The following is a 22,487-nucleotide window of genomic DNA, read 5'->3' as shown; positions in this document are numbered from 1 at the left end:
TCCCACCTCACAGTCATGAGCATGGCGAAGACGTGGAGAAGTGTGGTCTCATCTGGTGCCCGCATCCGCGACGATCTTCGAGGAGCCCCCGCGTGCGCAAGCGCCTGCTCGTGACGACCCTTCTGGCCACCACCATGTTCCTGCCGACCACCGGTGTCTCCAGCGCGGTCGACGCGCCCATCGTGACCGGCGCGGTGTTCAACAACCCCAAGGGCACGACGGCCGAACAGAACGCCGTCAAGGACCACATCATCAAGGCGATCGACAACACCCAGCCCGGCCGCCTGATCCGCGCCAGCATGTACGCGCTGAAGGACCAGGACTACGCCGACGCCCTGATCCGCGCCCACCAGCGCGGCGTCGACATCCGCGTCGTGCTGGACGCGCAGTACGCCGACTCGGCCGCCGTGGCGAGCCTCAAGGCCGAGCTGGGCACCTCCATGTCGGCGACCTCCTGGGTGCACGTGTGCGGCAGCCAGGGCGCCTGCATCGCCACGGGCGGCACCAACCCGATCAACCACAACAAGTTCTTCACGTTCTCCCGCATCGGCGACGCGGGCGTGGCCGAGGACGTGGTCATCCAGGCCTCCGCCAACCAGACCTCGCTGAACGTCGACAAGTACTTCAACAACGCCTACACCGTGGTCGGCAACACCGAGCTGTACACGGCGTACGTCAACTACTTCAACGACCTCGCCGCCGAGAACCGCACCAGCAACTACTACACGACCGCCAAGGTCGGCACCGAGAAGTACTACTTCTTCCCGCAGTCCACCGGCGACGTCGTGGTCGACATCCTCAACAACGTCTCCTGCCCGGGCAACACGACCGTCGGCACCTCCACGCACAAGTCCGTCGTGCGCGTCGCCGCCTTCGCCCTGCACCGCGACGCGGTCGCCCAGGCGCTGGTCAACCTGGCCGGCCAGGGCTGCTCGGTGCAGATCGTGTACGCCAACAGCAACGACGAGGCCACCCTCAAGGGCCACGCCAACCTCTCGCTGAAGAAGCTGAACACCACCGACGGCTACCTGGTGCACTCCAAGTACTTCACGATCGAGGGCAACTACGCCGGCCACCCCGACACCAAGTGGACCTTCACCGGCTCGCACAACCTCGACGAGTCCTCCCTGCGGGACAACGACGAGGCGCTGCTGCGTCTGGAGGGCGACGCCCCGCACGACGCGTACGTGCAGAACTTCAACCTGCTCAGCTCCTACGCCACGACCGTTTCCTGACAGCCGGGGGAAGAGCGCCTTTCGTTGAATCAGAAAAAGGTTCGGTGAAAGGTTTTACGGCGGACGGAGGGGTGCGGAGAGGGAAGCGGAAATACCCCGGGAATTAGTCGTGGACCCGGAGAATGCCGGGTTCCGCATAAGGCGCGTAGTACTCCGTGAACAACTTCCCCACCAGTTCGCCGCGACTGGAGACCCCGACCTTCTCGAAGACGGATTTGATGTAGTCGCGGACCGTGTGCGGCGACAGCAGCAACTGCTCCGCGATCTGCCCCGTGGACAGCCCGCGGGCGATACAGCCGGTCACTTCCGTCTCCCGGTCGGTCAGTTCGTAGGCGTCGACGATCAAAGGGACTATCTCGGAGGTCTTCGCCGGTTCGATGACCACGGCCGACGGGCCGAGAGAACCGTTCGGCTCGCGCAGGCAGGAGGCGTGGCACACCAGCCAGCGGCCGCTGCGCGAGCGGACCCGTACCCGCGCGTGGCCGCGGTCGCGCTCCTCGGAGATGGCGCGGGCCTTCAGCGCGGTGGACTGCACCCAGGCCGGCACCCGCAGCCCGCCCGCGGCCGGCGCGGCGGGCGCGTCGGGCAGGTCCTCCAGATGGGCGCGGGCGTCGTCGTTGGCCGACATCAGCGCCCCGGACGCGTCGAACAGCAGCAGGCCGGGCCCGTGCGGGGCGTCCGGCAGGGAGTGCGGGGCGGCCCCCGCGAACGAGCGCAGCTTCTTCGCCAGCGGGGTCACCAGGCTCTCCACCAGCCGGGTCTCGGCCGGTCCGAACGCGGGCCGGCCGGCCGCCCGGAAGAGGCTGATGTGCCCGTGCGGCCGGCCTCCGACGCGCAGCACCGCGCGCAGTTCGTCCTGGAGCCCGCGCGGCTTCATGAACGCCTGGTACAGGCTGCTGCGGGCCGGCAGGTCGCCGGTCGTCTCCCGCAGCCCGGCGACCGGGACCGGTGCCTGGGCCAGGTCGCGGAAGAGGTTCACGTTCTCCGTGAACAGCTCGCTCTCCCAGTAGACGGCACAGCCGGTCTCGTCCAGGTTCTCCGCGCGGATCGGCGCCGACATCATCCCGGTGTGCGGGTCGGTGGCCCGCCACACGGCGGCGTCGTACGGCAGCAGCCTGCGCAGGTGCTGCGAGGCCTGCGCGAACAGGGCGAGCGGGTCGGAGCTCTTGGCGGCGCGCGCGAGCAGTTCCGTACGGCCGGTCTCGATACGCGAGGCACTGGTCACGTTCCGATCCTTCCAGCCCGGGCGGGGCGGGCCAACCCCACGTTTGAGGGGGGGGTGCGGCCGGCCGCTTGGCGGCACGGGCGCACCGGCCCGGAACCCCGCGAATGCGGGGATGCGGCCGCGGTCCGGCGGCGCCAGCATCTGCGGTGGCGGTCCGGCCCGGCGTCCCGCGCCCCCGGCCCGCAGCGGCCTCGACGAGGGGACGAGGTGGGGGGCCGCAGGTCCGTGACGAGGAGTCGAGCGAGATATGAAGGTGGGAATCATCGGGGCCGGCGACATGGGCAGGGCGATGGCACGCCGCGCGGCACTCGCGGGCGCGCACGTCCTGCTGGCCGACCCCGCGGAGGGCCGGGCCCGGGAGGTGGCCGTGGAGGCCGCCGCGGGTGCGCCCGGCGGCGTCGTCGCCACGTCACCGACTGTGGCGTTTCGGCCAGAATTCGTGATCCTCGCGCTGAACCGTCATGAGTCTGTGTGCTTTCTGCAAATGTTGAGTGAAGAACCGGACGGGAAGATCCTCGTCGATGTCACCGCGCCGCCGGGCCGGTCTCCGCTCGACGGGCGGATGCGCGACCTGGTCACCGCGTACCCCCAGGCCAGATGGGTGCGTGCGTGCGCGGCGGGCGACGCCGAGTCGATCTTCCGCGGGGACATCGACGAGCAACCCGTCGATGTCTTCGTGGCGTCCGACGACGAGAACGCCAAAGTACGGGTGATCGAGCTGGCGAATCGCTCCGGTTTGCGGGCGCTGGACGCGGGCGGCCTGGACCGCGCGCGATTGCTCGACGAAATGGTGCGTCTGGGCAGTGAAATCAGTCACCAGTTGGCAGCGGTTGAAGGATGGGGGCTAAAGTTCCTGCCCAGCTGGTGAGCTGTTGAACAGGCGGCGAATGACCACGCCGCCGACGAAGATCATGGGGGAGATCTTGAGTAGGCGGCCCACATTTCAGGTACTCGGGCCTCTTGTCGTGCACGGCGCCAAGGGGGAAGTGAAGCTCAGTGGAAACCGGCAGCGCATTCTTCTGATCATGCTGCTCCTGGAAAGCAATCGGGTGGTCGACGTCGAGCGCCTGATCCGCGGGATATGGGACGACGCGCCGCCGGTGACCGCACGCAGCCAGATAAGGATCTGTGTGTCGTCCCTGCGACGGCAGTTCTGCGCCGGTGACGTGCCCGCCGTCATCGAGACGCACCGCACGGGCTACCAACTGCGGGTCAGCGAGGACGACGTCGACCTGATCCGGTTCACCCGGACGCTCGCCCAGGCCCGCGCCGAGGCCCACCGCTCGCCCGGCACGGCCGCGGCGCTGCTCTACCGGGACGCGCTGGCCCTGTGGCGCGGCCCGCTCGGCGCGGGACTGGGCAGCGCCCTGCTGGACGCGGTGTCCCTGAAGTACCACGAGGACTACCACTCCGCCCTGGAGGATTGCTTCGAGCTGGAGTTACAGCTCGGCGGCCACCGCGGCATCCTCGGGGAGCTGACCCACAACGTCACCGAGCACCCGTTCCGGGAGACGCTCGTCGCCCAGCTGATGATCGCCCTGTACCGCTCCGGCCGTACGGCCGACGCGCTGGCGCTGTACCGGGACACCCACCGGCGCTTCCGCGAGGAACTCGCCATCGAGCCCGGGGAACGGCTCCAGGCACTGGAGCGGTTCATCCTCGGCGGCGCGGCCGACCGCAGCGGCGGGAGCGGCGCGTTCCCCTTCTGCCCGGACGACCTCGCGAGCCGGCCCACCGCCTCCTACGGGGGCTGAACCACCGTCGGCGCCCCCTCGAATGAGGGGGCGCCGCGTCGTGAACTCCCTCGCCGGAAGGGGATGGGGGCCGCACCGGGCGGCCGGAACACTCGCCTGTGTCGTCAACGCGGCGCGACTGGCCGCACGCACAGGAAGGGACCGCCCGTGGCACGCTTGCCGCAGCACTCACCCGTCGAGGACAGCGCCCTGGACGGCCTCGCCGGCCAGCTCAAGGGCGAGGTACTGCTCCCGGACGACCCCGGCTACGAGGCCGAGCTCGCCGGCTTCAACCTGATCGCCCGCCACCGTCCCGCCGTACTGGTCGCGGCGGCCCGCGAGGAGGACGTCAGCGCCGCCGTCCGGTTCGCCGACGCGCTGGGCCTGCCGGTCGGCGTACAGGCCACCGGGCACGGCATCGCTGCCCCCGACGAACGGGCCCTGCTCATCGGCACCCGCCGGATGAACGCCGTCCGCGTCGACCCCGCGGCCCGCACCGCCCGCGTCGAGGCCGGCGCCCAGTGGCATCAGGTCATCGCGGCCGCCGCCCGGCACGGCCTGGCCCCGCTCAACGGCTCCTCCCCGCTGGTCGGCGTCGTCGGCTACACCCTGGGCGGCGGCCTCGGCCCGCTCGGCCGGCAGTACGGCTACGCCGCCGACCACGTCACCTCCTTCCGGATCGTCACCGCCGACGCCGAACACCGCACGGTCACCCCGCAGCAGGACGGCGAGCTGTTCTGGGCCGTGCGCGGCGGCAAGGGCAACTTCGGCATCGTCACCTCCCTGGAGTTCCGCCTGATGCCGGTGGCCCGCCTCTACGGCGGCGGCCTGTACTTCCCCGGCGACCAGGCACCCGCCGTGCTGCGCGCCTGGCGGGACTGGACACGGGAGGTGCCCGAGTCCATGACGTCCTCCGTGGCCCTGCTGCGGCTGCCCGAGCTTCCCGGCGTGCCCGGCCATCCGAGCGGAGCACTGGCCGTCCACGTCCGCATCGCCTCCACCGGCCCGGCCGACGAGGGCGAGGCACTGGTCCGGCCGCTGCGCGCGGCCGGCACCACGCTGTGCGACACCGTCGGCGAGATGCCGTACGCCTCCGTCGCGGACATCCACCAGGACCCCACCGAGCCCCTGCCCTACCACGAGCGCAACATCGTGCTGCGCGACCTGGACGACGCCGCCCTGGACGCCCTGCTCACCGTGGCCGGGCCGGACGCCGACTGCACCGACCCGATGGTGGAACTGCGCCACCTGGGCGGCGCCCTGGCCCGGCCGCCCGCCGTGCCCAACGCCGTCGGCAACCGGGACGGCGCCTTCACCCTGTCCACCCTGTCGCTGCCCGGCCGCGCCGACCGCGTCCTTCGCCCGCTCGCGCCCTGGGGCACCGGCCGGCGCTACCTGAACTTCCTCGCCGGGCCGGACGCCGCGGACACCGCCGCCGACTGCTACGACCCGCAGACGTACGCCCGGCTGTGCCGCGCGAAGGACGCCTACGACCCGAAGAACCTCTTCCGCCGCGGCATCGCCCTGCGACCCGAGCTGCCCTGATCCCCCCTCACCCCTGACTCTTCCGCTCTCCTGTGAGGAAACCCATGACCACTGAACAGGCCGTGACCACCACGGCCGGCCCGCCCCCGCTCGTCCTCAGCGCCCGCTCCGCCGGACTGCGCTACGGGGCCCTGTTCGGCCCCGCCGTCTTCGGCGTCACCGCGGCGGGCGTCGCCCTGCCCGACGTGGCCGCCTCCCTGCACGCCACCCCGTCCGCCGCCGCCTGGGTGCTCACCGCGCACGCCCTCGCCCTCGGCGTCGGCACCGCGCTGTTCGGCCGGCTCGCCGACTCCCGGGGCCTGCGCACCTCCCTGCTGCTCGGCTCGCTGGTCCTCGCCCTGGGCACCGTCGTGTGCCTGCTCGCCCCGAACATCGGCACCCTGGTCGTCGGCCGGTTCGTGCTCGCCTCCGGCTCCGGCGCCATGACCTCCGGCGCGCTGGCGCTGTCCGCCGCCGCCGACCCGGCCGACCGGCCCAAGGTGCTCGGCGGGTTCGGCGCCACCATGGCCGTGTTCTCGGCCAGCGCCACCCTCGCCGGCGGCGTGTTCACCGAGTGGGTGACCTGGCGCGTCACCCTCGTCCTGCCCGCCCTGTCCCTGCTCGCCGTTCCCCTGTGCCTGCGCCCCGCCTCGCTCAGGCGCGGCAGCGGCCGCACGCTGGACCTGCCCGGCGCGGTCCTGCTCACGGTGGCTGCGATGTCGTTCCTGGTGCTGATCCAGTCCTACGCGCTCGGCCTGACCGCCCCCGTGGTGATCGCCCTGGCCGTCGCCCTGCTGGTGTCCGCCGCCGCGCTGACCGCCCGGGTCCGCACCAACCCGGTGTCGTTCGTGCCGCGCGTGCTCGTCACGGACGCGACTTTCCTGCGGGCCGCGCTCACCGGCGTCGGCGTCTACGCCGGTCTGTTCGCCGCCATGTACGCCGTACCGCAGATCCTGGTCCGCGAGCACGGCTGGAGCGTGCTGGCCGTCGGCTCCTGGCTGCTGCCCGGCGCCGCCTTCGGCGCGGTCCTCTCCCGGGTCGCCGGACGGGTCGCCGGGGGCCGCGGCGGCCGGCTGCTGCTCAGCGGCATCGCCTTCGCCATGGCCGCCGTGGTCGCCCTGACCGCCGCCACCGGCAACCCGGCGCCCCCGGTCGTCGGCGCCTCCCTGGGCTTCGCCGCGTTCGCCGTCACCCAGGTCATCACCACCGCCCTGATGTCCGCCCGCGTCGAACCCGCCCTGCGCGGCGGCGCGATGGGCCTGCTCAACCTCAGCTTCTTCGTCGGCGGCGGCGTCGGCAGCGCCACCGCCGGCGCGCTGGTGAAGTCGCTCGACCTCACCGACGTCCTCGCCCTGGTCGCCGTCTTCCCGCTCGTGGGCGCCCTGGCCGCGCTCACCCTCGGCAGGAAGGCCGACTGAGCACGTCACGACCCCGCGAAACAACAGCGATACAGCAGCGATAGGCGCCGACCGAAGGATGAGCGGGTCGGCGCCTTTCCATGTCGAGGAGCGCATCGCTGCCATGACCACAGCCACCCGTACCGACTCCGCATTCGACCAGCACATACGCACCGCCATGGCCTGGCACTTCGGGGCGGACACCGGCTCCGCGTTCTGGCTCGCCAAACGGCCCACGCTGGGCTTCGACCCGGTCACCGACGTGCGGGGCCTCGCCGACCTGGCCCACTTCCCCGACGTCAGCGCCGAGCTGCGCACCGTGCCCGCCGAGGACCTGATCCCCCGGGGCCTGTCCGGCCACGCCTTCCGGGTGTACGACTCCGGCGGCACCACCGGCTCGCCCAAGCGCATCGTCGACAGCGGCTACCGCTCCGTGATGCTCGAATGGGCCCGGCAGCGCCTCATCGACGCCGGCGTGCCCGAGCGCGGCAACTGGCTTCACCTGGGCCCCAGCGGACCGCACGTCATCGGCTTCGACGTCGCCGGGTACGCCGCCCTGGGCCGCGGCCTGTTCTACACCGTCGACCTCGACCCGCGCTGGGTCAAGCGGCTGCTGGGCCAGGGCCGCCAGGCGGACACCGACGAGTACGTCCAGCACGTCCTGGACCAGGCCGAGACCGTCCTGAGCAGCCAGCCGGTGACCGTGCTGAGCACCACCCCGCCGCTGCTGGAGGCCATCTGCGCCCGGCCGAAGCTGTACGAGGCGGTGCGCCGCGGTGTGCGGGCGATCATCTGGGCGGGCACCTCCATCAGCGCCGAGAACCTGCGCCAGCTCGACGAGGTGTTCTTCCCCGAGGCCGCGGTCGTCGGCATCTACGGCAACAGCCTCATGGGCGTCGCCCCGCAGCGCCCGCCCCGGCCGGACGACACCCACCGCTGCGTCTTCGAGCCCTACCCGGACACCACCCGGCTCCAACTCGTCGACGACGACGGCGCGCTGGTGGCGCCGGGGGAGCGCGGCCGGGTGCGGCTGCACCTGGTGAGCGAGGAGATGTTCCTGCCCAACGTGCTGGAGCGGGACAGCGCGATCCGCGTCGCCGCGGCCGACGGCTCACCCGTGGACGGGCTGGCCGATGTGCAGACCTACCGCAGCGTCGACGACGTCCGCGTCATCGAGGGGGTCTACTGATGGCCACCGCCGCCCTGCTCACCGTCGACCCGTTCGTCTGCGGCCGCACCCAGCCCAGCTCCGACCGCGCCCCGCTGCCCAGCGTGCGCGGCGGCGACCTCGCCGACATCGGCACCGCGCCCCAGCTGATGGCGGTCGCGGCACTCGGCGAGCTGCGCCGGCACGCCGACGGCCGCCCGCCCGGCGCCCATGTCTTCGAGCGTGCCGCCGAGCTGTTCGCCGCGGCCGACCTGGACGGCGAGAGCCCCGAGGACTACCTCCGGCACACCGCCCACGCCACCGGTCTGACCAGGGCCGCCCTGCGGCAGGCGATCCGCGACCTGACCGCCGAGCTGTGCGAACTGCCCGAGACCACCGCCGCCGAACTGCCCGGCACCGGCTTCGGCGAGGGCTACGAGACCCGCTGGGTGCCCCGCGGCCGGGTGTTCGCCGCCGTCATGGCCAGCAACCACCCGGTGCCCAACGTCACCTGGGCGCAGGCCCTCTACCACGGCTACAGCGTCGTCGTACGGCCCGGCAGCCGCGACCCGTTCACCCCGCTGCGGCTGCTGCGCGCCCTGCTCGCGGCGGGCCTGCCCGCCCACAAGGCCGCGTATCTGCCCTGCTCCCACCGCACCGGCGAGTTCCTGCTGAGCGAGGCCGACCGGGGCATCGTCTACGGCGGGGACAGCGCGGTGCGGCGCTGGCGCGGCGCGGAGTCGGTCGCGGTGCGCGGGCCCGGCCGCACCAAGGCCCTGCTGGACACCGACCCGGACGACACGGTCGTCGCCCATCTGGCGCTGTCCGCCGCGTTCGACGGCGGCACCCGCTGCACCAACCTCTCCGCGGTGCTCACCACCCGGCCCGCGCCCGACGTCGCCGACCGGCTCGCCCGGCACCTCGCCGCCCTGCCGTCGGTGTCCGCCACCGACGAGGGCGCCACCCTGCTGGTCACCGACCGGGAGCGGGCCGAGCGCATCCGCGGGCAGATCGCGGCGCTGCCGGCCGGCCTGACCGACCACAGCGCCCGCCACGACGGCGCCGGACCGGTGGTGGAGCTGCCCGACGGTTCCTGCCTGCTGCGCCCGCTGGTGCTGTCCGCCGACCGCGCCGACCATCCGGCCGTCGGTGTCGAACTGCCCTTCCCGTTCGTCGTCGTCGCGCCCTGGACCGAGGCCGACGGCACGGCACCGCTGCGCGACTCCCTCGTCCTCAACCTGCTCACCGACCGCGAGGACCTGCTGGACGCGGCGGTGCGCGAGCCCAGCGTGCGCAAGGTGACGCGCGGCACCGTGCTGCCGTGGACGGCCGTGCCGGGCATCCCGCACGACGACAACTACACCCAGTTCCTGCTGGAGCCCAAGGGCGTCGTGGTCGCCGGCTGAGGCAACCGCGACCGATTTCCCCGTCACTCACGAAAGAGGCACGCACATGTCCATGGACCGGCGCGACGTCGTCAAACTCACCGCGGGCGCGGCCTTCGTCGCCGCCGCCGGAGCGGTCCCGTTCGCCACCGGCGCCGCGGGCGACACCGCACAGGAGCCGGCCGCCGCGGCCGCCGGCGCCGCCGACACCGGCCACACCGAGCGCTACCAGGGCCGCACCATCCGCGTCGCGCCCGCCTCCGAGGGCGGCGGCGTCACCATCGACGGGCGTCCGCTGCACCTGATGAAGTTCGGCGAGCACGCCTACCTCAGCTCCATGTGCCACTACGAGATGGCGCCCACCCCGCTGCACGCCGCGCGCCGGGCCGTCGAGGAGCTGCGCGGAGCGGCCCTGCTGCCCTCGCCGCACGGCTCCCACATCACCGTCGTCGACGCCTGACACGCCCCGCGACCTCATCAAGGACGAACGGACACCCCGCCATGGCGCACATCCGCAAGAACCATCTGGACATGACCCGCGAGGAGAAGCGCCGCTTCATCCACGCCGTCAAGGAGATCAAGCGCAGAGGGATCTACGACCGGTTCGTGGCCCTGCACATACGGGTCAACTCCACGGACTACCTCGACAAGGAGACCGGCAAGCGGCTCGGCCACATCAACCCCGGCTTCCTGCCCTGGCACCGGCAGTACCTGCTGCGCTTCGAACGCGAACTGCAGAAGGTCGACCCGCGGGTCACCCTGCCGTACTGGGACTGGAGCATCGACCACGGCGAGGACTCCCCGCTGTGGGACGAGGAGTTCATGGGCGGCAACGGCCGGCCCGGCGACCGGCGGGTGATGACCGGCGCGTTCGCCCGGGACAACGGCTGGGTCCTCAACGTCAGCGTCGTGCCGGTGGGTGACGAGAACCCCGCCCTCAACGGCCACTACACCCAGGACGACCGCGACTACCTGGTCCGCGACATGGGCACCCTGACGGACAAGCTCCCCACGCCCAAGGAGCTGGACGACACCCTGAACCTGACCGTCTACGACAGCGCGCCGTTCAACCACACCTCGGGCAGCGAGGCGCCGTACAACAGCTTCCGCAACCACCTGGAGGGCTACACCAAGTTCCCCTGGGAGGAGAAGGCGGGCAAGCTGCACGCGGCCGGGCACGTCTGGGTGGGCGGCCACATGATGTACATCGGCTCCCCGAACGACCCGGTGTTCTTCCTCAACCACTGCATGATCGACCGGTGCTGGTCGCTGTGGCAGCAGCGGCACCCGCACGTGCCGCACTACCTGCCGATCGAGGACACCGAGGACGTGCCCTCGCTGCACACCCCGCTCGGCCCCTGGCACACCATGACGCCGGCGGACCTCATCGACCACACCAAGTGGTACCGCTACGACAAGTAGCTCCCCTCCGGCGGCGCCGGACCTCGGAACAGCCCCACACGGCCCGAGGTCCGGCGCCGCCGTTTCCGCTTCGGACACCGAAGGCTCACCATGTCCCTCTCCACGACCCCCCGGACGTTCCCCGCGGCCACCGCGGCCGTGCTCGCGCTGTGCTGGACGGCGGTCTTCTTCGACGGCTTCGACGTCATGGTCTACGGCGCCGCGCTGCCGTATCTGCTCGACGACGCGCACTTCGGCCTGGGCGCGGCGACGGCCGGCACCATCGGCAGCTGGACCACCTTCGGGATGCTGCTCGGCGCGCTGGGCTGCGGCAGCCTCACCGACGGGCTCGGCCGCCGGCCCGTGCTGGTCGGCTGTGTGCTGGCCTTCTCGGCCGGTTCCGGTGTGTGCGCCCTGGCCCCTTCCGTCCCGGTGTTCGCCGCCGGGCGCCTGGTGACCGGCCTCGGTCTCGGCGGGCTGATCCCGGTCTGTATCGCGCTGGTCACCGAGTTCGCCCCAGCCGGTCGGGCCGCTCTGGCCACCGGTGTGCTGATGTCCGGCTATCACGCGGGCGGCATGGCCGCGACCGGGCTGGGCCTGGCGGTGATCCCGGACCACGGCTGGCGGTGGGCGTTCGGCGCCGGCGTGCTGCCCGCCGTCGTCGCCGCCCCGCTGCTGCTGTTCCTGCTGCCGGAGTCGCCGGCCGTGCTGCGGCTCAAGGGGCGCACGGCACAGGCCGAGGCGGTGGCCCGGCGCCACGGCGTGCCGGCCGCCGCCGAGCGCGCCGAGGAGGCCGAGGGGGCCGGCGGGCGGCTGCGCGCGGTGGGCCGGCTGGTCGCACCGGGCCGCCGCTGGTCGACGGCGCTGCTGTGGCTCGGCTCGGGCTGCGGGCTGATGCTGGTGTACGGGGTCAGCACCTGGCTGCCGCAGCTGATGCGGTCCTCCGGGTACGGGGTGACCTCGTCGGTGGGGATGCTGATGGCCCTCAACGCCGGGGGCGTCGTCGGCATGCTGATCGCGGGCACGGTCGCCGAGCGCTTCGGCCCGGTCCGGGTGTCCGGGATCTGGTTCCTGCTGACGGCCGGCGTGCTGCTCCTGCTCGCCGTCCATCTGCCGGTGGCGGTCACGTACGTCGTCATCACCCTCGCCGGGATCTGGCTCTACAGCGCCTCGACGATGGTCTACGCGGCGGCCGGCCGGCTGTATCCGCCGTCCCTGCGCGCGCCGGGGCTCGGCTGGGTCGCCGGTGTGGGCCGGGTGGGTGCGGTGGTCAGCCCCTGGCTCGGCGGCCATCTGATCAGCCGTCACCAGGAGCACTGGGGCTTTCCGCTGTTCGCGCTGGCCGGCGCGGTGGGTGCGACGGCCGTCCTGCTGGCTCCGCGGCTGCTGCGGGCCGGTGCGGCCGGTCCGCGGCAGCCGGCCGCGCCCCCTCAGCCGGCGCGGGAACCGGGCCGCTGACACGCGACGGCCGTGCCGCCCGTCGCAGGGCGGCACGGCCGGGTGCCGGGGGAAGGACGGGGCTACTTCTCCAGGCAGAACTCGTTGATCGGGTACCCGACGTGGCGGTCCTCGCTCGGCAGGTAGCCCAGCACCGTGTCACCGGGCTTGAGTTCGGTGCTGTTGAGCACCGCGCCGCCCGGGCCCAGCACCCGCACGTGCCAGTCGTCCTGCAGGATCAGGTTGACCCGCTGCCCGTTCGGGGCCTCCGCGTCGATGGAGATCAGCGGGCGGGACTCGATCTTCACCCGGCCCACCGTCACCAGCCGGGTGTTGCCCTTGACGTCCACGGCGGTCACCTTGCTGCCCGCCGTCAGCTCGCTGAGGTAGTTGGTGCGCTCGTCCTTGCCCAGCGTGTACGAGTGGATCGCGCCGGCGTTGACCCGGAAGGGGCGGGTCGGCATGTACGGCAGCGGGTGGGTCTCGCTGACGCACAGGATCATGCCCTTGGAGTGCGAGCCGACGAGGATGCCCTCGTCCTCGCGGAAGTGCGTGCAGGTGTCCACGCAGGCCCGCTCACCCATCCCGATGTGCGTCGTCTTCACGACGCGCAGCTCGACCAGGGCGAGGTTCGGCACGTCCGCCTCGGCGGCCCGCTTGAGCGCGGCGGTGTCGCCGACGGCCTTGGGCGCCATCATCACGCCGTCCGAGCCGTGTTCCAGCACCCCGAAGATGATCTCCGCCTCCTCGACGTCCTGGGCGACCGTGATGAGCGAGCCCTTGGCCCGCGCCGCCGCGGCGATCACGATCTCCAGGGGGATCTTCGTCGGGTCGCGGAAGAGCAGCACGCTCCACTTCTCGGTGCGCGCCGACTCGCAGGCGTCCTCCAGCGTCGGCGCGTCGACGATCTCCACGAACCGCCCGAACTCCAGCTCGGGGTGACGCAGCGCCAGCTCGGCGGGCGTGACCCCGTGCGCGGCCGGGTCGACGACGACGACCGTGGCCTCGCCGAAGTCCTCCGGCAGCGGCTTGCCCAGCGGGAGCAGCACCTTCGTGACAGTGGGCGGCAGGTCCTTCAGGTCCGCCACGTCGTCGGCGACGATCGCCTCCACCCGGTGGTGCAGGGCCTCCTGGACGATCGCGTCCCGGGCCTCGCCGAGCGAACGGATGTCGAGCCAGCTGATCTTCATGGACGTATGCCTCGTTTCCTGTGTGTCACTGGAGGAGCGGTCGCGAACGTGGTGCGAGGTGCCCGGGCGCTGCTCAGGCGGGCACGGCTCCTTTGGCCGGCGATGCCTGCCCGGCCGTGGACCCGTTGTGGATGAGGTCGGAGAGTTTGTCGGCCATCGCCCCGGGGTCCGGGGCCTGGAACACGTTGCGGCCCATCGCGACGCCGGCCGCGCCGCCGCTCATGGCGTCCGCGACGTAGGCGAGGGTGGCGCTCTCGTCGTCGGTGCGCGGCCCGCCGACCACGACGACCGGGACGGGTGCGGTCCGGGTGACGTCCCGCATCGCCTCCACGTCACCGACGTAGAGGGTCTTGACGACGTCGGCGCCGAGGTCGGCGGCGAGCTGGACGGCGTGGGCGACCAGCGCGGGGTCGCGCGGATTGTCGATCCGGGGGCCGCGCGGGTACATCATCGCCATCAGCGGGACGTTCCAGCGGTCGCAGGCGTCGGCGACCGCGGCGAGGTCGGCGACCTGGCGGGCCTCCTCGCCGGAGCCCAGGTTCACATGCACGCTGACCGCGTCGGCGCCCCAGCGCAGGCTCTCCTCGACGCTGGCGACCAGGTACTTGGTGTCGGGGTCGGGCGCGTGCACGGTGCTGGCGCTCAGGTGCACGATCAGCGAGGTACGGGTGAACCACTCGGGGTCCACCAGCCGTACCGAGCCCTTGTGCAGCACCACCGCGTCGACGTGGTGCGAGGCCAGCTCGCCCACCAGCGAGCCCAGCCGGCTGCCGCCGGTGACGGGGCCGTCGGTGACGGAGTGGTCGAGGGGGACGATCAGCAGGCGGCCCGGCGTGTGGTGGTGCAGCCGGTTCAGCCGCAGCCTGCGGGCGAAGGGCAGATGGACGTCGGGCGCGGTCAGGGTGGTCATGGGTACTCCTGTGGTGTCGTCGGTGCCGCCCGGGGCCGGCAGAGGGACGCGGTCAGGGGCGGACGGCCAGCACCGGCGAGCCGCTGTCCTGCGGCGCGTCGAGACCGAACTCCGTGTGCAGCAGGCGTACGGCCTGGCCCACCTCGCCCTGCGGCACGGTGACCGACACACGGGACTGCGAGGCCGTCAGCGAACCGGCGTGGATGCCGCGGCCGGTGAGCGCGTCGAGCATGCGTGCCGCGTACCGGGGGCGGCTGAGCAGGCCCTTGCCGACGATCGACACGGTGGCCACGGACTCGTCCACGGTCACCGCGCCGGCCGAGCCGCCCGCGTGCTCGGCGAGCGAGCGGCGCACGGCCTCGACCCGGGTGTGCGGGACCGTCAGCGTGACCGCGTGCCCGCCGCCCGTCTCGGCGACCACGGTCGTCATGTCGGCCGGCACGGCCTGCCGGTCCAGGGCGCGGAAGATCTCCCGCGCGGGGTTCTCCAGGGCCCGGCCGGTGCGCACGGTGACCTGCGCGACGTTCTGATCGTGCACGACCGCCACGACGGCGGTCCTGGTCTCCAGCATGCTCTCTCCGTCGTTGGCATGGATTCGGGTGCCGATGTCCCGGCCGGCCGCGTGCCCCACGTGGATGTCGATGCCGCACAGGGCGGCCAGCTCCACCGCGCGCGAGTGCATGACCTTGGCGCCGGCGAAGGCCATCTCGGCCATGACGTCCATGTCCAGCTCGGGCAGCAGCCGGGCGCCCGGCACCAGACGCGGGTCCGCGGTCAGCACCCCGGGCACGTCGGTGTAGATCTCGCAGTGGCCGGCGCCGAGTTCGGCGGCGACGGCCACGGCCGTGGTGTCGGAGCCGCCCCGGCCGAGGGTGACGAGCTCGCCGTCCGCGCCGACCGCCTGGAAGCCGGCGATCACCACCACGTGCCCGGCCGCCAGGAGCCCTTCGACGCGCTCGGTGTCGACCGCGGCCACGACCCCGGCGCCGTGCGGCCCGGTGCCCAGGATGCCCGTGTGCGCCCCGCTCAGCGCGGTCGCGGCGACGCCGAGCCGCTGCAGGGCCATGGCCGTCAGCGACGCGGAGGCGGTCTCGCCGGTGGCGAGCAGCAGGTCCAGCTCCCGTCCGGCGGGGTGCGGGTTGATCTCGTGGGCCGCGCCGAGCAGTCGGTCGGTGGTCTTGCCCTGTGCCGAGACGACCACGGCCACCCGCCGGCCGGAGCCGGCGGTCGCGGCGACGCGCTGTGCGACCTTGTGCAGGTGTTCGGGCGTGGCCAGCGAACTGCCGCCGTACTTCTGCACCACGGTGCCGGTCGTGGGCCCGGCCCCCGGCGTCTTCATCGCGCCCCCGTTCGTCGAGAAGTGGGATGTGCCTGGAAGAGGTGCGTCGCTGAACTGGCTTACGGGTACGAGCCAACCGGACCGCGGTATCGCAGCCGCTCCGCAGGCGCACCGGGAGTGCATCGGCCCCGTATCGGGGGCGGCGGACCAGGGCGGAAGCCGGCCGGGAACGCGAAACGGCCGCCCCGGTGAGGGGCGGCCGTCGCTGAGTCGGATGTCGGGTGGGTCAGTTCACGTTGACGGCGCTCCACGCCGCCGCCACCGCGTTGTACTCGGCGCTGCCCGCGCCGTAGAGGTCCTTCGCGGCGTTCAGGGTCGCCGCACGCGCGCCCGCGTAGTTCGTCGAGGAGGTCATGTAGACCGTCAGCGCCCGGTACCAGATCTTGCCGACCTTGTCCCGTCCGATGCCGGTGACCGTGGAGCCGTTGGCCGTCGGCGAGTCGTAGCTGACGCCGTTGATGGTCTTGGCGCCGCTGCCCTCGGCGAGCAGGTAGGCGAAGTGGTTGGCGACGCCGGAGGAGTAGTGCACGTCCAGGTTCCCGACCGAGGAACTCCAGTAGTCCGCCGAACTCCCGTCCTTGGACGGCTTGTCCATGAAGCGCAGGGCGGCCTTGCCGAAGCCGGGCTTCACGATCTTCTCGCCGATGAGGTAGTCGCCCTGGTCGGAGGAGTTGTTGGCGTACCACTCCACCATCGTGCCGAGGATGTCGGAGGTGGCCTCGTTGAGCCCGCCGGACTCGCCGGAGTAGGTCAGCGCGGCGGTCTTGGAGGTGACGCCGTGCGTCATCTCGTGCCCGGCGACGTCGAGGGCGACCAGCGGGCCGAACGTCGTGCCGTCACCGTCGCCGTAGGTCATGCAGAAGCAACTGTCGTCCCAGAAGGCGTTGTTGTAGTTGCTGCCGTAGTGGACGCGGTTGTACGAGCCCTTGCCGTCGCCGGCGATGCCGTTGCGGCCGTGGACGTTCTTGTAGTAGTCCCACGTCTCGTTCGTTCCGTACTGGGCGTCGACGGCGGCCGAGGCGCGGTCGGCGGTGGTGCCGCTGCCCCAGTGGTTGTCGGCGTCCGTGAACACGGTTGCCGGCGCCCGGCTGAAGCAGATGCCGAGGAAGCACAGGTCGGTCTTGTTGGCCGCGTCACCGGTGTAGGTGTTGCCGCGGGTGGGGTCCTTCAGCTGGTACGACGAGCCGGACTGGGTCGTCTCCAGCGCGACGGTGCCGCTGTAGAGGGACTTGCCGTCGCCGGTGGCGTGCTCCAGGGTGTCCCAGGCGTCGATCTGGGCGCCGCTGGTGGCGTCGGTGAGGACCGTGCGGGCCACCGGGTTGCCCTGGGCGTCCTGGGCGACGGCGTTGGTGCGCCAGGCCAGCTTCGGCGTGCCGTGCAGGGCGTCGACGACCAGTTCGGGCTTGGCGGTCAGCTTGCGCAGGGTCTCGCCGAGGTTCACCGCGCGCAGCGCGTTGGCGGCCAGGTCGGCGGCCTTGGGACCGCTGACCCGCGGGGTGACGCTGGGCAGCGACACGGGGGACCGCGTGGCCCGGGAGGCACTGCGGTAGGCGCCGTCGGGGGCGAGGTGGACCACGAAGTCGCCGCCCAGCACCGGCAGTCCGCGGTAGGTGCGGTCGTAGCGCACGTGCTGGGTGCCGTCCTTGTCGACGATCACGTCGCGCACGCTCGTGCGCACGGCGGCGTCGGTCAGGTCCAGCGCGGTGGCGTGGGAGCGCAGGACGTCCGTGGCGTTGGCGATCGCGGTGGCCCGGCTCGGTCTGTCGGCCGCCTGCGCGGCGGGGGACAGGGTGGCGGCGAGCAGGGCCGCGGTGGTCGCGGCGACGCCTGCGGCGGCGAGGCGGGCGGTGCGGGAGCTGCGGTGGGTGCGGGACTGCGGGTCGTGCTGCCGTATCCGACTCATCGGTCTCCTCGGGGAGGCGCCCTGGGGCGCGTGGGGGCGGCGCGGATGTTGACCCAGATTTAAAAGCGCCCCGACATGTCATGTCCATAGCGCGTACGGGGAGGTGTGTGAGGAGTGAGAATCGTTTCTGTGACGCCCCCGACCCCGCCGCGACTCCCGTTCTTCGTCTACGGCACCCTGCGCCCCGGCGAGCCCAACCACGACGTGTTCCTGCGCGGCCGCACGGCGCACGAGGAGCCGGCGACAATGACCGGTCTGCGCCTGTACGAGGGGCCCGGCTATCCCTACGGCGTCGAGGACAGCGGCTCGGTGGCCAGTGGCGCGCTGGTCACCGCGCGGCCGGAGGCGTACGGCGAACTGCTCGCGGAGCTCGACCGGTTGGAGGACTACGTCCCCGGCGACCCGCGCAACCTCTACGAGCGCGTCCAACGGCGGGCCGTACGGGAGTCCGACGGCACCCCGGTGCGCGCCTGGGTGTACGTCGCCGCGCCCGCGGTCGCGGCACGACTGCGGGCGCGGGGCAGGCCCATCGAGGGCGGGGACTGGCTCAGTCGCCGGTGACCCGGCCGGAGGCGACCGCCTCCAGCCGCACCGCGCACACCTTGAACTCCGGCATCCGCGACGTCGGGTCCAGGGCCGGGTTGGTCAGGGTGTTGGCGCGGCCCGCACCGGGCCAGTGGAACGGCATGAACACCGTGTCCGGGCGGATCGCGGTGGTGATCCGGGCCGGTGCCACCGCCCGGCCGCGCCGCGAGACCACGGCCACCGGGTCGCCCTCCGCCGCGCCCAGCCGGGCCGCCAGACGCGGGTGCAGCTCCACGAACGGTCCGGGCGCCGCGTTGTTCAGCTCCTCCACCCGGCGCGTCTGCGCGCCCGACTGGTACTGCGAGACCACCCGGCCCGTGGTCAGCAGCACCGGGTACTCCTCGTCCGGCTCCTCCGCCGAGGGGCGGTGCGGCACCGGCACGAACCGGGCCCGGCCGTCCGGCGTCGCGAACCGGTCGAGGAACAGCCGGGGCGTGCCCGGATGTACGGCCGGGGCCGTGATCAGGCCCGCCGGCGCCTCACCGGCCGGGTCGTCCGCCGGCGGGGCGTCGAGCACGGCGTCCTCCCCCTCCGCCAGGTCGGATCCGGCCTCGTCCGGCGCCGGGCACGGCCAGAACACGCCGTTCTCCTCCGCCAGCCGCCGGTAGGTGATCCCGGAGTAGTCGGCGGGCCCGCCCGCGCTCGCCCGGCGCAGCTCCTCGAAGACCTCCTCCGGGTCCACCGGGAAGCCCTTCTCCACACCGAAGCGGGCGGCCAGCTCGTGCAGCACGTACAGGTCGCTGCGCACCCCCTCGGGCGGCGTGAGCGCCTGCCGGCGCAGCAGCACCCTGCCCTCCAGGTTCGTCGTCGTGCCGGTCTCCTCCGCCCACTGCGTCACCGGCAGCACGACGTCCGCGAGGGCCGCCGTCTCCGACAGCACCACGTCGCACACCGCGAGGAAGTCCAGCGACCTGATCCGCTCCTCGATGTGCGCGGCGCGCGGCGCCGACACCACCGGGTTGGACCCCATCAGCAGCAGCGCGCGGATGTCCGTGCCGAGGGCGTCCAGCAGCTCGTAGGCGCTGCGCCCCGGCCCCGGCAGCGAGTCCGGGTCCACCCCCCACACCTCGGCCACATGGCGCCGCGCCGCCGGGTCGTCCAGCTTGCGGTATCCGGGCAACTGGTCGGCCTTCTGCCCGTGTTCGCGCCCGCCCTGCCCGTTGCCCTGCCCGGTCAGACAGCCGTACCCGGACAGCGGCCGTCCCGCCCGCCCGGTCGCCAGGCACAGGTTGATCCACGCGCCCACGGTGTCCGTGCCCTTGGACTGCTGCTCGGGACCGCGCGCGGTGAGCACCATCGCGGCCTCGGGCTCGCAGAACATCCGCACCGCCTCGCGCAGTTCGGGAACGGACACCCCCGTGATCCGCTCCACGTACTCCGGCCAGTGCGCCATGGCCACCGCGCGGGCCTGCTCCCAGCCGGCGGTGCGCCGCCGCACGTACTCCTCGTCGACCCGGCCCTCGGCGACGACCAGGTGCAGCATGCCCAGCGCCAGCGCCAGATCGGTGCCCGGCCGGGGCGCCAGGTGCAGATCGGCCTGCTCGGCGGTCCTGGTGCGCCGCGGGTCGACGACGATCAGCTTCCCGCCGTTCTCCCTCAGCTCGTTGAAGTAGCGCAGCGACGGCGGCATGGTCTCCGCCGGATTGGAGCCGACGAGGATCACACAGCCGGTCCTCGGGATGTCCTCCAGCGGGAACGGCAGCCCCCGGTCCAGCCCGAACGCCTTGATCCCGGCCCCGGCGGCGGACGACATGCAAAAGCGCCCGTTGTAGTCGATCTGGGACGTCCCGAGGACCACCCGGGCGAACTTGCCGAGCGTGTACGCCTTCTCGTTGGTCAGGCCGCCCCCGCCGAACACACCGACCCCGTCCGGACCGTGCTCGGCGCGCACCGCGCTGAGCGCCCCGGCGATCCGGTCCAGCGCGTCCTCCCAGGAGGCGGGCACCAGCGTGCCCTCGTCGGAGCGCACCAGCGGCGAGGTCAGGCGCACCCGGGACGACAGCACCTCCGGAGCGGTGCGCCCCTTCCCGCACAGCGCCCCCCGGTTCACCGGGAAGTCCGCGCGCTCCGTCACCTCCACGCTCCCGTCGGGCGCGGGCGTGAGATTCATCCCGCACTGCAGGGCGCAGTACGGGCAGTGCGTGGGCGTCACGGAGTTCTGCATGCCCCTCAGCCTGCGTCGGCCGTGTTACGGGCCCGCACGGCCTGGTGTTACACGGCCGGGACGGCGACCTCCCCGCCCGGCCGGCCCCGCCGTGAGGTGCCGGTCAGCGCCGGCTCGCCAGTGCCCGCGCCACGCCCGGCTCCTTCGGCCCGAGGAAGCGCGGATCGGGCCGGAAGAGGGCGTCCAGCGCCGCCTTGCCGGCCGCGAAGACCTCCCGGGTCCCGCCGTAGTACCAGGTCACGTCGTGCCACTCGGCCACCCCGACGCCGTACGACGTGATCCCCGCCGCCTGGCACAGCGCGACCGCCCGCCGGATGTGGAAGCCCTGGCTGATCAGCACCGCCCGGTCCACGCCGAAGATCTTCTTGGCCCGCACACAGGAGTCCCAGGTGTCGAAGCCGGCGTAGTCGCTGACGATCCGCTCCGTCGGCACCCCGTGCTTGCGCAGATACGTCCGCATGGCGTCCGGCTCGTCGTAGTCCGCGCGGCTGTTGTCCCCGGTCACCAGCACGACCTCGATCCGCCCGGCCCGGTACAGCTCGGCCGCCGCGTCCAGCCGGTGCGCCAGGTACGGCGACGGCTCGCCGTCCCACAGGCCCGCCCCGAACACGACGGCGACCTCGGTGTGCGGCACGTCGGCCGCACTGCGCAGCCGGTCGCCCGTGACGGCGTACATCCAGGTCGCCGGCAGCAGCGCCAGCACACAAGCGGCCATCACCGCCTGCACCAGCCGGCGCTGTCCGGTACGCGTGCGGGGCAGTCTCCATCGGCGCATCGTTTCCGCGGCCCCCTCCTGATCGGTCCCGATCCATCAGGACGCGCCACCACACGATCCGGTTCGCTCACACCGCGCACGGGCCCGAGGTGAGCCCCAGGAAAAGACAGCCGTCACGGTCACGCAACGGAGACGCAACCTCACACCGGCAGGATCCTTCCATGACGGCGTCGAACCCTCCCCGCGACGAAGCCCACCTCGACAGTACGGCGCACCTGATGAACGCGATCGGCACCCAGCTCGCCAGCCGGCTCCGCCTCGTCCGTCCCGACGGCCGACGCCGCCCCGCCCCGCCCGCCCTGGTCGCCGTGGCCCACGGCAGCCGCGACCCGCGTGCCCTGACCACCGTGCGCGCCCTGCTGGAACGCGTCCGCGAACTGCGCCCGGACCTGCCGGTGCATCTCGGCCACATCGAGCTCAACGCCCCGCTGCTGCCCGACACCCTCGCCGCCCTCGGCGACACCGAGGCGGTCCTGGTGCCGCTGCTGCTCAGCCGCGGCTACCACGTCAAGCAGGACATCCCCGAGCTGGCGGCCGCCTCCCCGGTACGCGCCCGCCTGGCCGACCCGCTGGGCCCGCACCCCCTCCTGGTGGAAGCCCTGCACGCCCGCCTCACCGAGGCCGGCTGGCCGACCCGTATGACCGACGCCGACCGCCGCACCGGCGGCGTCGTCCTGGCCTCGGCCGGCTCGCGCGACCCCGACTCGACGGCCGGCACCCGCCGCACGGCGAGCCTCCTCGCCGACCGCCTCGGCGTCCCGGTCGTCCCGGCGTACGCCTCGGCGGCGACCCCGACGGTGGAGACGGCGATCAGAGCCCTGACGGCACGAGGCCGCCACCGCATCGCCGTGGCGTCCTGCTTCACGGCCCCGGGCCGCTTCGCAACGGAGTGCGCGAAGGCCACACCGTGGATAGCGACGGCCCCCCTGGGAGCCCACCCGGCGATGGCGCGTCTGGTGCTGAGCAGATACGACCAGGCATTGTCGATGCCGGTGACGACCGCCGCCTGAAAGGGGCGCGGGGCTGTATCGACATGCGGCTCCGCCGCGTGGGCGCGACCAGCCACAGACCACCTGTACTCGCACGAAAACAGAACTCGGCAGACGCGTAGGCGCACGTTTGTCACACCCCCCGCTT

Annotated in this window: 19 protein-coding genes; 12 read left to right on the top strand and 7 right to left on the bottom strand. The window is 72.8% G+C overall.

The genetic code is table 11. The annotated features are described in order from the left end of the window. The first annotated feature begins 92 nt into the window (after positions 1 to 92). Positions 93 to 1,235 carry a phosphatidylserine/phosphatidylglycerophosphate/cardiolipin synthase family protein gene (locus C3489_RS26820; protein WP_103784647.1) on the top strand — a complete coding sequence of 381 codons (1,143 nt, stop codon included), beginning with the start codon at positions 93 to 95 and terminating at the stop codon, positions 1,233 to 1,235. Between the two features lie 103 nt (positions 1,236 to 1,338). On the opposite strand, the gene C3489_RS26815 is transcribed toward C3489_RS26820, so the two are convergent. Further along, positions 1,339 to 2,460 carry a helix-turn-helix transcriptional regulator gene (locus tag C3489_RS26815; RefSeq protein WP_258054955.1) on the bottom strand — a complete coding sequence of 374 codons (1,122 nt, stop codon included), beginning with the start codon at positions 2,458 to 2,460 and terminating at the stop codon, positions 1,339 to 1,341. A gap of 247 nt (positions 2,461 to 2,707) precedes the next feature. Here C3489_RS26815 and C3489_RS26810 point away from each other — a divergent pair, with 247 nt between their 5' ends. The 9 genes from C3489_RS26810 to C3489_RS26770 all read left to right on the top strand — a co-directional run bounded on the left by C3489_RS26810 (position 2,708) and on the right by C3489_RS26770 (position 12,505). Then, positions 2,708 to 3,328: an NAD(P)-binding domain-containing protein gene (locus tag C3489_RS26810; RefSeq protein ID WP_103784645.1), complete on the top strand. Its 621-nt coding sequence runs from the start codon at positions 2,708 to 2,710 to the stop codon at positions 3,326 to 3,328. Between the two features lie 19 nt (positions 3,329 to 3,347). After that, the gene (locus C3489_RS26805) at positions 3,348 to 4,214 is read left to right on the top strand and encodes an AfsR/SARP family transcriptional regulator (RefSeq protein WP_103784644.1); all 867 of its coding nucleotides are present in this window, start codon (positions 3,348 to 3,350) and stop codon (positions 4,212 to 4,214) included. Between the two features lie 147 nt (positions 4,215 to 4,361). Beyond that, on the top strand, positions 4,362 to 5,738 hold the full coding sequence (locus C3489_RS26800; RefSeq protein ID WP_258054954.1) for an FAD-binding oxidoreductase: 1,377 nt from the start codon (positions 4,362 to 4,364) through the stop codon (positions 5,736 to 5,738). Between the two features lie 44 nt (positions 5,739 to 5,782). After that, positions 5,783 to 7,135, top strand: a complete 1,353-nt coding sequence (locus C3489_RS26795; protein ID WP_103784642.1) for an MFS transporter — start codon at positions 5,783 to 5,785, stop codon at positions 7,133 to 7,135. 103 nt (positions 7,136 to 7,238) lie between these two features. Further along, complete coding sequence (locus tag C3489_RS26790; RefSeq protein WP_103784641.1) at positions 7,239 to 8,303, top strand: AMP-binding protein; 1,065 nt, start codon at positions 7,239 to 7,241, stop codon at positions 8,301 to 8,303. Then, positions 8,303 to 9,667 (top strand): aldehyde dehydrogenase family protein, encoded by a 1,365-nt coding sequence (locus C3489_RS26785; protein ID WP_103784640.1) that lies wholly within the window; start codon positions 8,303 to 8,305, stop codon positions 9,665 to 9,667. The genes C3489_RS26790 and C3489_RS26785 overlap by 1 nt, the downstream gene beginning before the upstream one ends. A 46-nt stretch (positions 9,668 to 9,713) precedes the next feature. After that, on the top strand, positions 9,714 to 10,106 hold the full coding sequence (locus C3489_RS26780; protein ID WP_103784639.1) for a tyrosinase family oxidase copper chaperone: 393 nt from the start codon (positions 9,714 to 9,716) through the stop codon (positions 10,104 to 10,106). A 41-nt stretch (positions 10,107 to 10,147) separates the two neighbouring features. Continuing rightward, positions 10,148 to 11,068 carry a grixazone synthase gene (gene griF / locus C3489_RS26775; RefSeq protein WP_103784638.1) on the top strand — a complete coding sequence of 307 codons (921 nt, stop codon included), beginning with the start codon at positions 10,148 to 10,150 and terminating at the stop codon, positions 11,066 to 11,068. A gap of 90 nt (positions 11,069 to 11,158) precedes the next feature. Continuing rightward, positions 11,159 to 12,505, top strand: coding sequence for an MFS transporter (locus tag C3489_RS26770; protein WP_103784637.1), 1,347 nt, complete (start codon positions 11,159 to 11,161; stop codon positions 12,503 to 12,505). Between the two features lie 62 nt (positions 12,506 to 12,567). Here C3489_RS26770 and griH read toward each other — a convergent pair whose 3' ends face one another. The 4 genes from griH to C3489_RS26750 all read right to left on the bottom strand — a co-directional run bounded on the left by griH (position 12,568) and on the right by C3489_RS26750 (position 17,826). After that, positions 12,568 to 13,674, bottom strand: a complete 1,107-nt coding sequence (griH, locus tag C3489_RS26765) for a 3-amino-4-hydroxybenzoic acid synthase (RefSeq protein WP_103784636.1) — start codon at positions 13,672 to 13,674, stop codon at positions 12,568 to 12,570. Positions 13,675 to 13,747: 73 nt separating this feature from the next. Next, positions 13,748 to 14,584, bottom strand: a complete 837-nt coding sequence (locus C3489_RS26760) for a 2-amino-3,7-dideoxy-D-threo-hept-6-ulosonate synthase (RefSeq protein WP_103784635.1) — start codon at positions 14,582 to 14,584, stop codon at positions 13,748 to 13,750. 52 nt (positions 14,585 to 14,636) lie between these two features. Beyond that, complete coding sequence (locus C3489_RS26755) at positions 14,637 to 15,923, bottom strand: aspartate kinase (protein ID WP_103784634.1); 1,287 nt, start codon at positions 15,921 to 15,923, stop codon at positions 14,637 to 14,639. A 226-nt stretch (positions 15,924 to 16,149) separates the two neighbouring features. Then, positions 16,150 to 17,826: a M4 family metallopeptidase gene (locus tag C3489_RS26750; RefSeq protein WP_103784633.1), complete on the bottom strand. Its 1,677-nt coding sequence runs from the start codon at positions 17,824 to 17,826 to the stop codon at positions 16,150 to 16,152. A 129-nt stretch (positions 17,827 to 17,955) separates the two neighbouring features. On the opposite strand from C3489_RS26750, the gene C3489_RS26745 reads away from it, so the two are divergent. Further along, positions 17,956 to 18,387, top strand: a complete 432-nt coding sequence (locus C3489_RS26745) for a gamma-glutamylcyclotransferase family protein (protein WP_103784632.1) — start codon at positions 17,956 to 17,958, stop codon at positions 18,385 to 18,387. Here the strand turns inward: C3489_RS26745 and C3489_RS26740 are convergent. Both C3489_RS26740 and C3489_RS26735 read right to left on the bottom strand, forming a co-directional pair. Further along, on the bottom strand, positions 18,374 to 20,575 hold the full coding sequence (locus C3489_RS26740; RefSeq protein WP_103784631.1) for a molybdopterin oxidoreductase family protein: 2,202 nt from the start codon (positions 20,573 to 20,575) through the stop codon (positions 18,374 to 18,376). The two genes, C3489_RS26745 and C3489_RS26740, sit on opposite strands and share 14 nt — an antisense overlap. Before the next feature lie 103 nt (positions 20,576 to 20,678). Then, positions 20,679 to 21,350, bottom strand: a complete 672-nt coding sequence (locus C3489_RS26735; protein WP_103784630.1) for a vancomycin high temperature exclusion protein — start codon at positions 21,348 to 21,350, stop codon at positions 20,679 to 20,681. 161 nt (positions 21,351 to 21,511) lie between these two features. Here C3489_RS26735 and C3489_RS26730 point away from each other — a divergent pair, with 161 nt between their 5' ends. Further along, positions 21,512 to 22,360: a sirohydrochlorin chelatase gene (locus tag C3489_RS26730; protein WP_103784629.1), complete on the top strand. Its 849-nt coding sequence runs from the start codon at positions 21,512 to 21,514 to the stop codon at positions 22,358 to 22,360. Positions 22,361 to 22,487: the final 127 nt, after the last annotated feature.

Origin of the sequence: Streptomyces sp. Ru71 (assembly GCF_002920535.1) — a bacterium.
Lineage (GTDB): Bacteria > Actinomycetota > Actinomycetes > Streptomycetales > Streptomycetaceae > Streptomyces.
The sequence above is the reverse complement of the archived record's forward strand: the minus strand, read 5'-3'. Positions and strand labels throughout refer to the sequence as shown.

Excerpts from the sequence above, each read along its gene's own strand:
- C3489_RS26810 (WP_103784645.1), top strand. The coding sequence starts at position 2,708 with ATGAAGGTGGGAATCATCGGGGCCGGCGACATGGGCAGGGCGATGGCA.
- C3489_RS26805 (WP_103784644.1), top strand. The coding sequence starts at position 3,348 with ATGACCACGCCGCCGACGAAGATCATGGGGGAGATCTTGAGTAGGCGG.
- C3489_RS26795 (WP_103784642.1), top strand. The coding sequence starts at position 5,783 with ATGACCACTGAACAGGCCGTGACCACCACGGCCGGCCCGCCCCCGCTC.
- C3489_RS26790 (WP_103784641.1), top strand. The coding sequence starts at position 7,239 with ATGACCACAGCCACCCGTACCGACTCCGCATTCGACCAGCACATACGC.
- C3489_RS26785 (WP_103784640.1), top strand. The coding sequence starts at position 8,303 with ATGGCCACCGCCGCCCTGCTCACCGTCGACCCGTTCGTCTGCGGCCGC.
- C3489_RS26780 (WP_103784639.1), top strand. The coding sequence starts at position 9,714 with ATGTCCATGGACCGGCGCGACGTCGTCAAACTCACCGCGGGCGCGGCC.
- griF (WP_103784638.1), top strand. The coding sequence starts at position 10,148 with ATGGCGCACATCCGCAAGAACCATCTGGACATGACCCGCGAGGAGAAG.
- C3489_RS26770 (WP_103784637.1), top strand. The coding sequence starts at position 11,159 with ATGTCCCTCTCCACGACCCCCCGGACGTTCCCCGCGGCCACCGCGGCC.
- griH (WP_103784636.1), bottom strand. The coding sequence starts at position 13,674 with ATGAAGATCAGCTGGCTCGACATCCGTTCGCTCGGCGAGGCCCGGGAC.
- C3489_RS26760 (WP_103784635.1), bottom strand. The coding sequence starts at position 14,584 with ATGACCACCCTGACCGCGCCCGACGTCCATCTGCCCTTCGCCCGCAGG.
- C3489_RS26755 (WP_103784634.1), bottom strand. The coding sequence starts at position 15,923 with ATGAAGACGCCGGGGGCCGGGCCCACGACCGGCACCGTGGTGCAGAAG.
- C3489_RS26750 (WP_103784633.1), bottom strand. The coding sequence starts at position 17,826 with ATGAGTCGGATACGGCAGCACGACCCGCAGTCCCGCACCCACCGCAGC.
- C3489_RS26740 (WP_103784631.1), bottom strand. The coding sequence starts at position 20,575 with ATGCAGAACTCCGTGACGCCCACGCACTGCCCGTACTGCGCCCTGCAG.
- C3489_RS26735 (WP_103784630.1), bottom strand. The coding sequence starts at position 21,350 with ATGCGCCGATGGAGACTGCCCCGCACGCGTACCGGACAGCGCCGGCTG.
- C3489_RS26730 (WP_103784629.1), top strand. The coding sequence starts at position 21,512 with ATGACGGCGTCGAACCCTCCCCGCGACGAAGCCCACCTCGACAGTACG.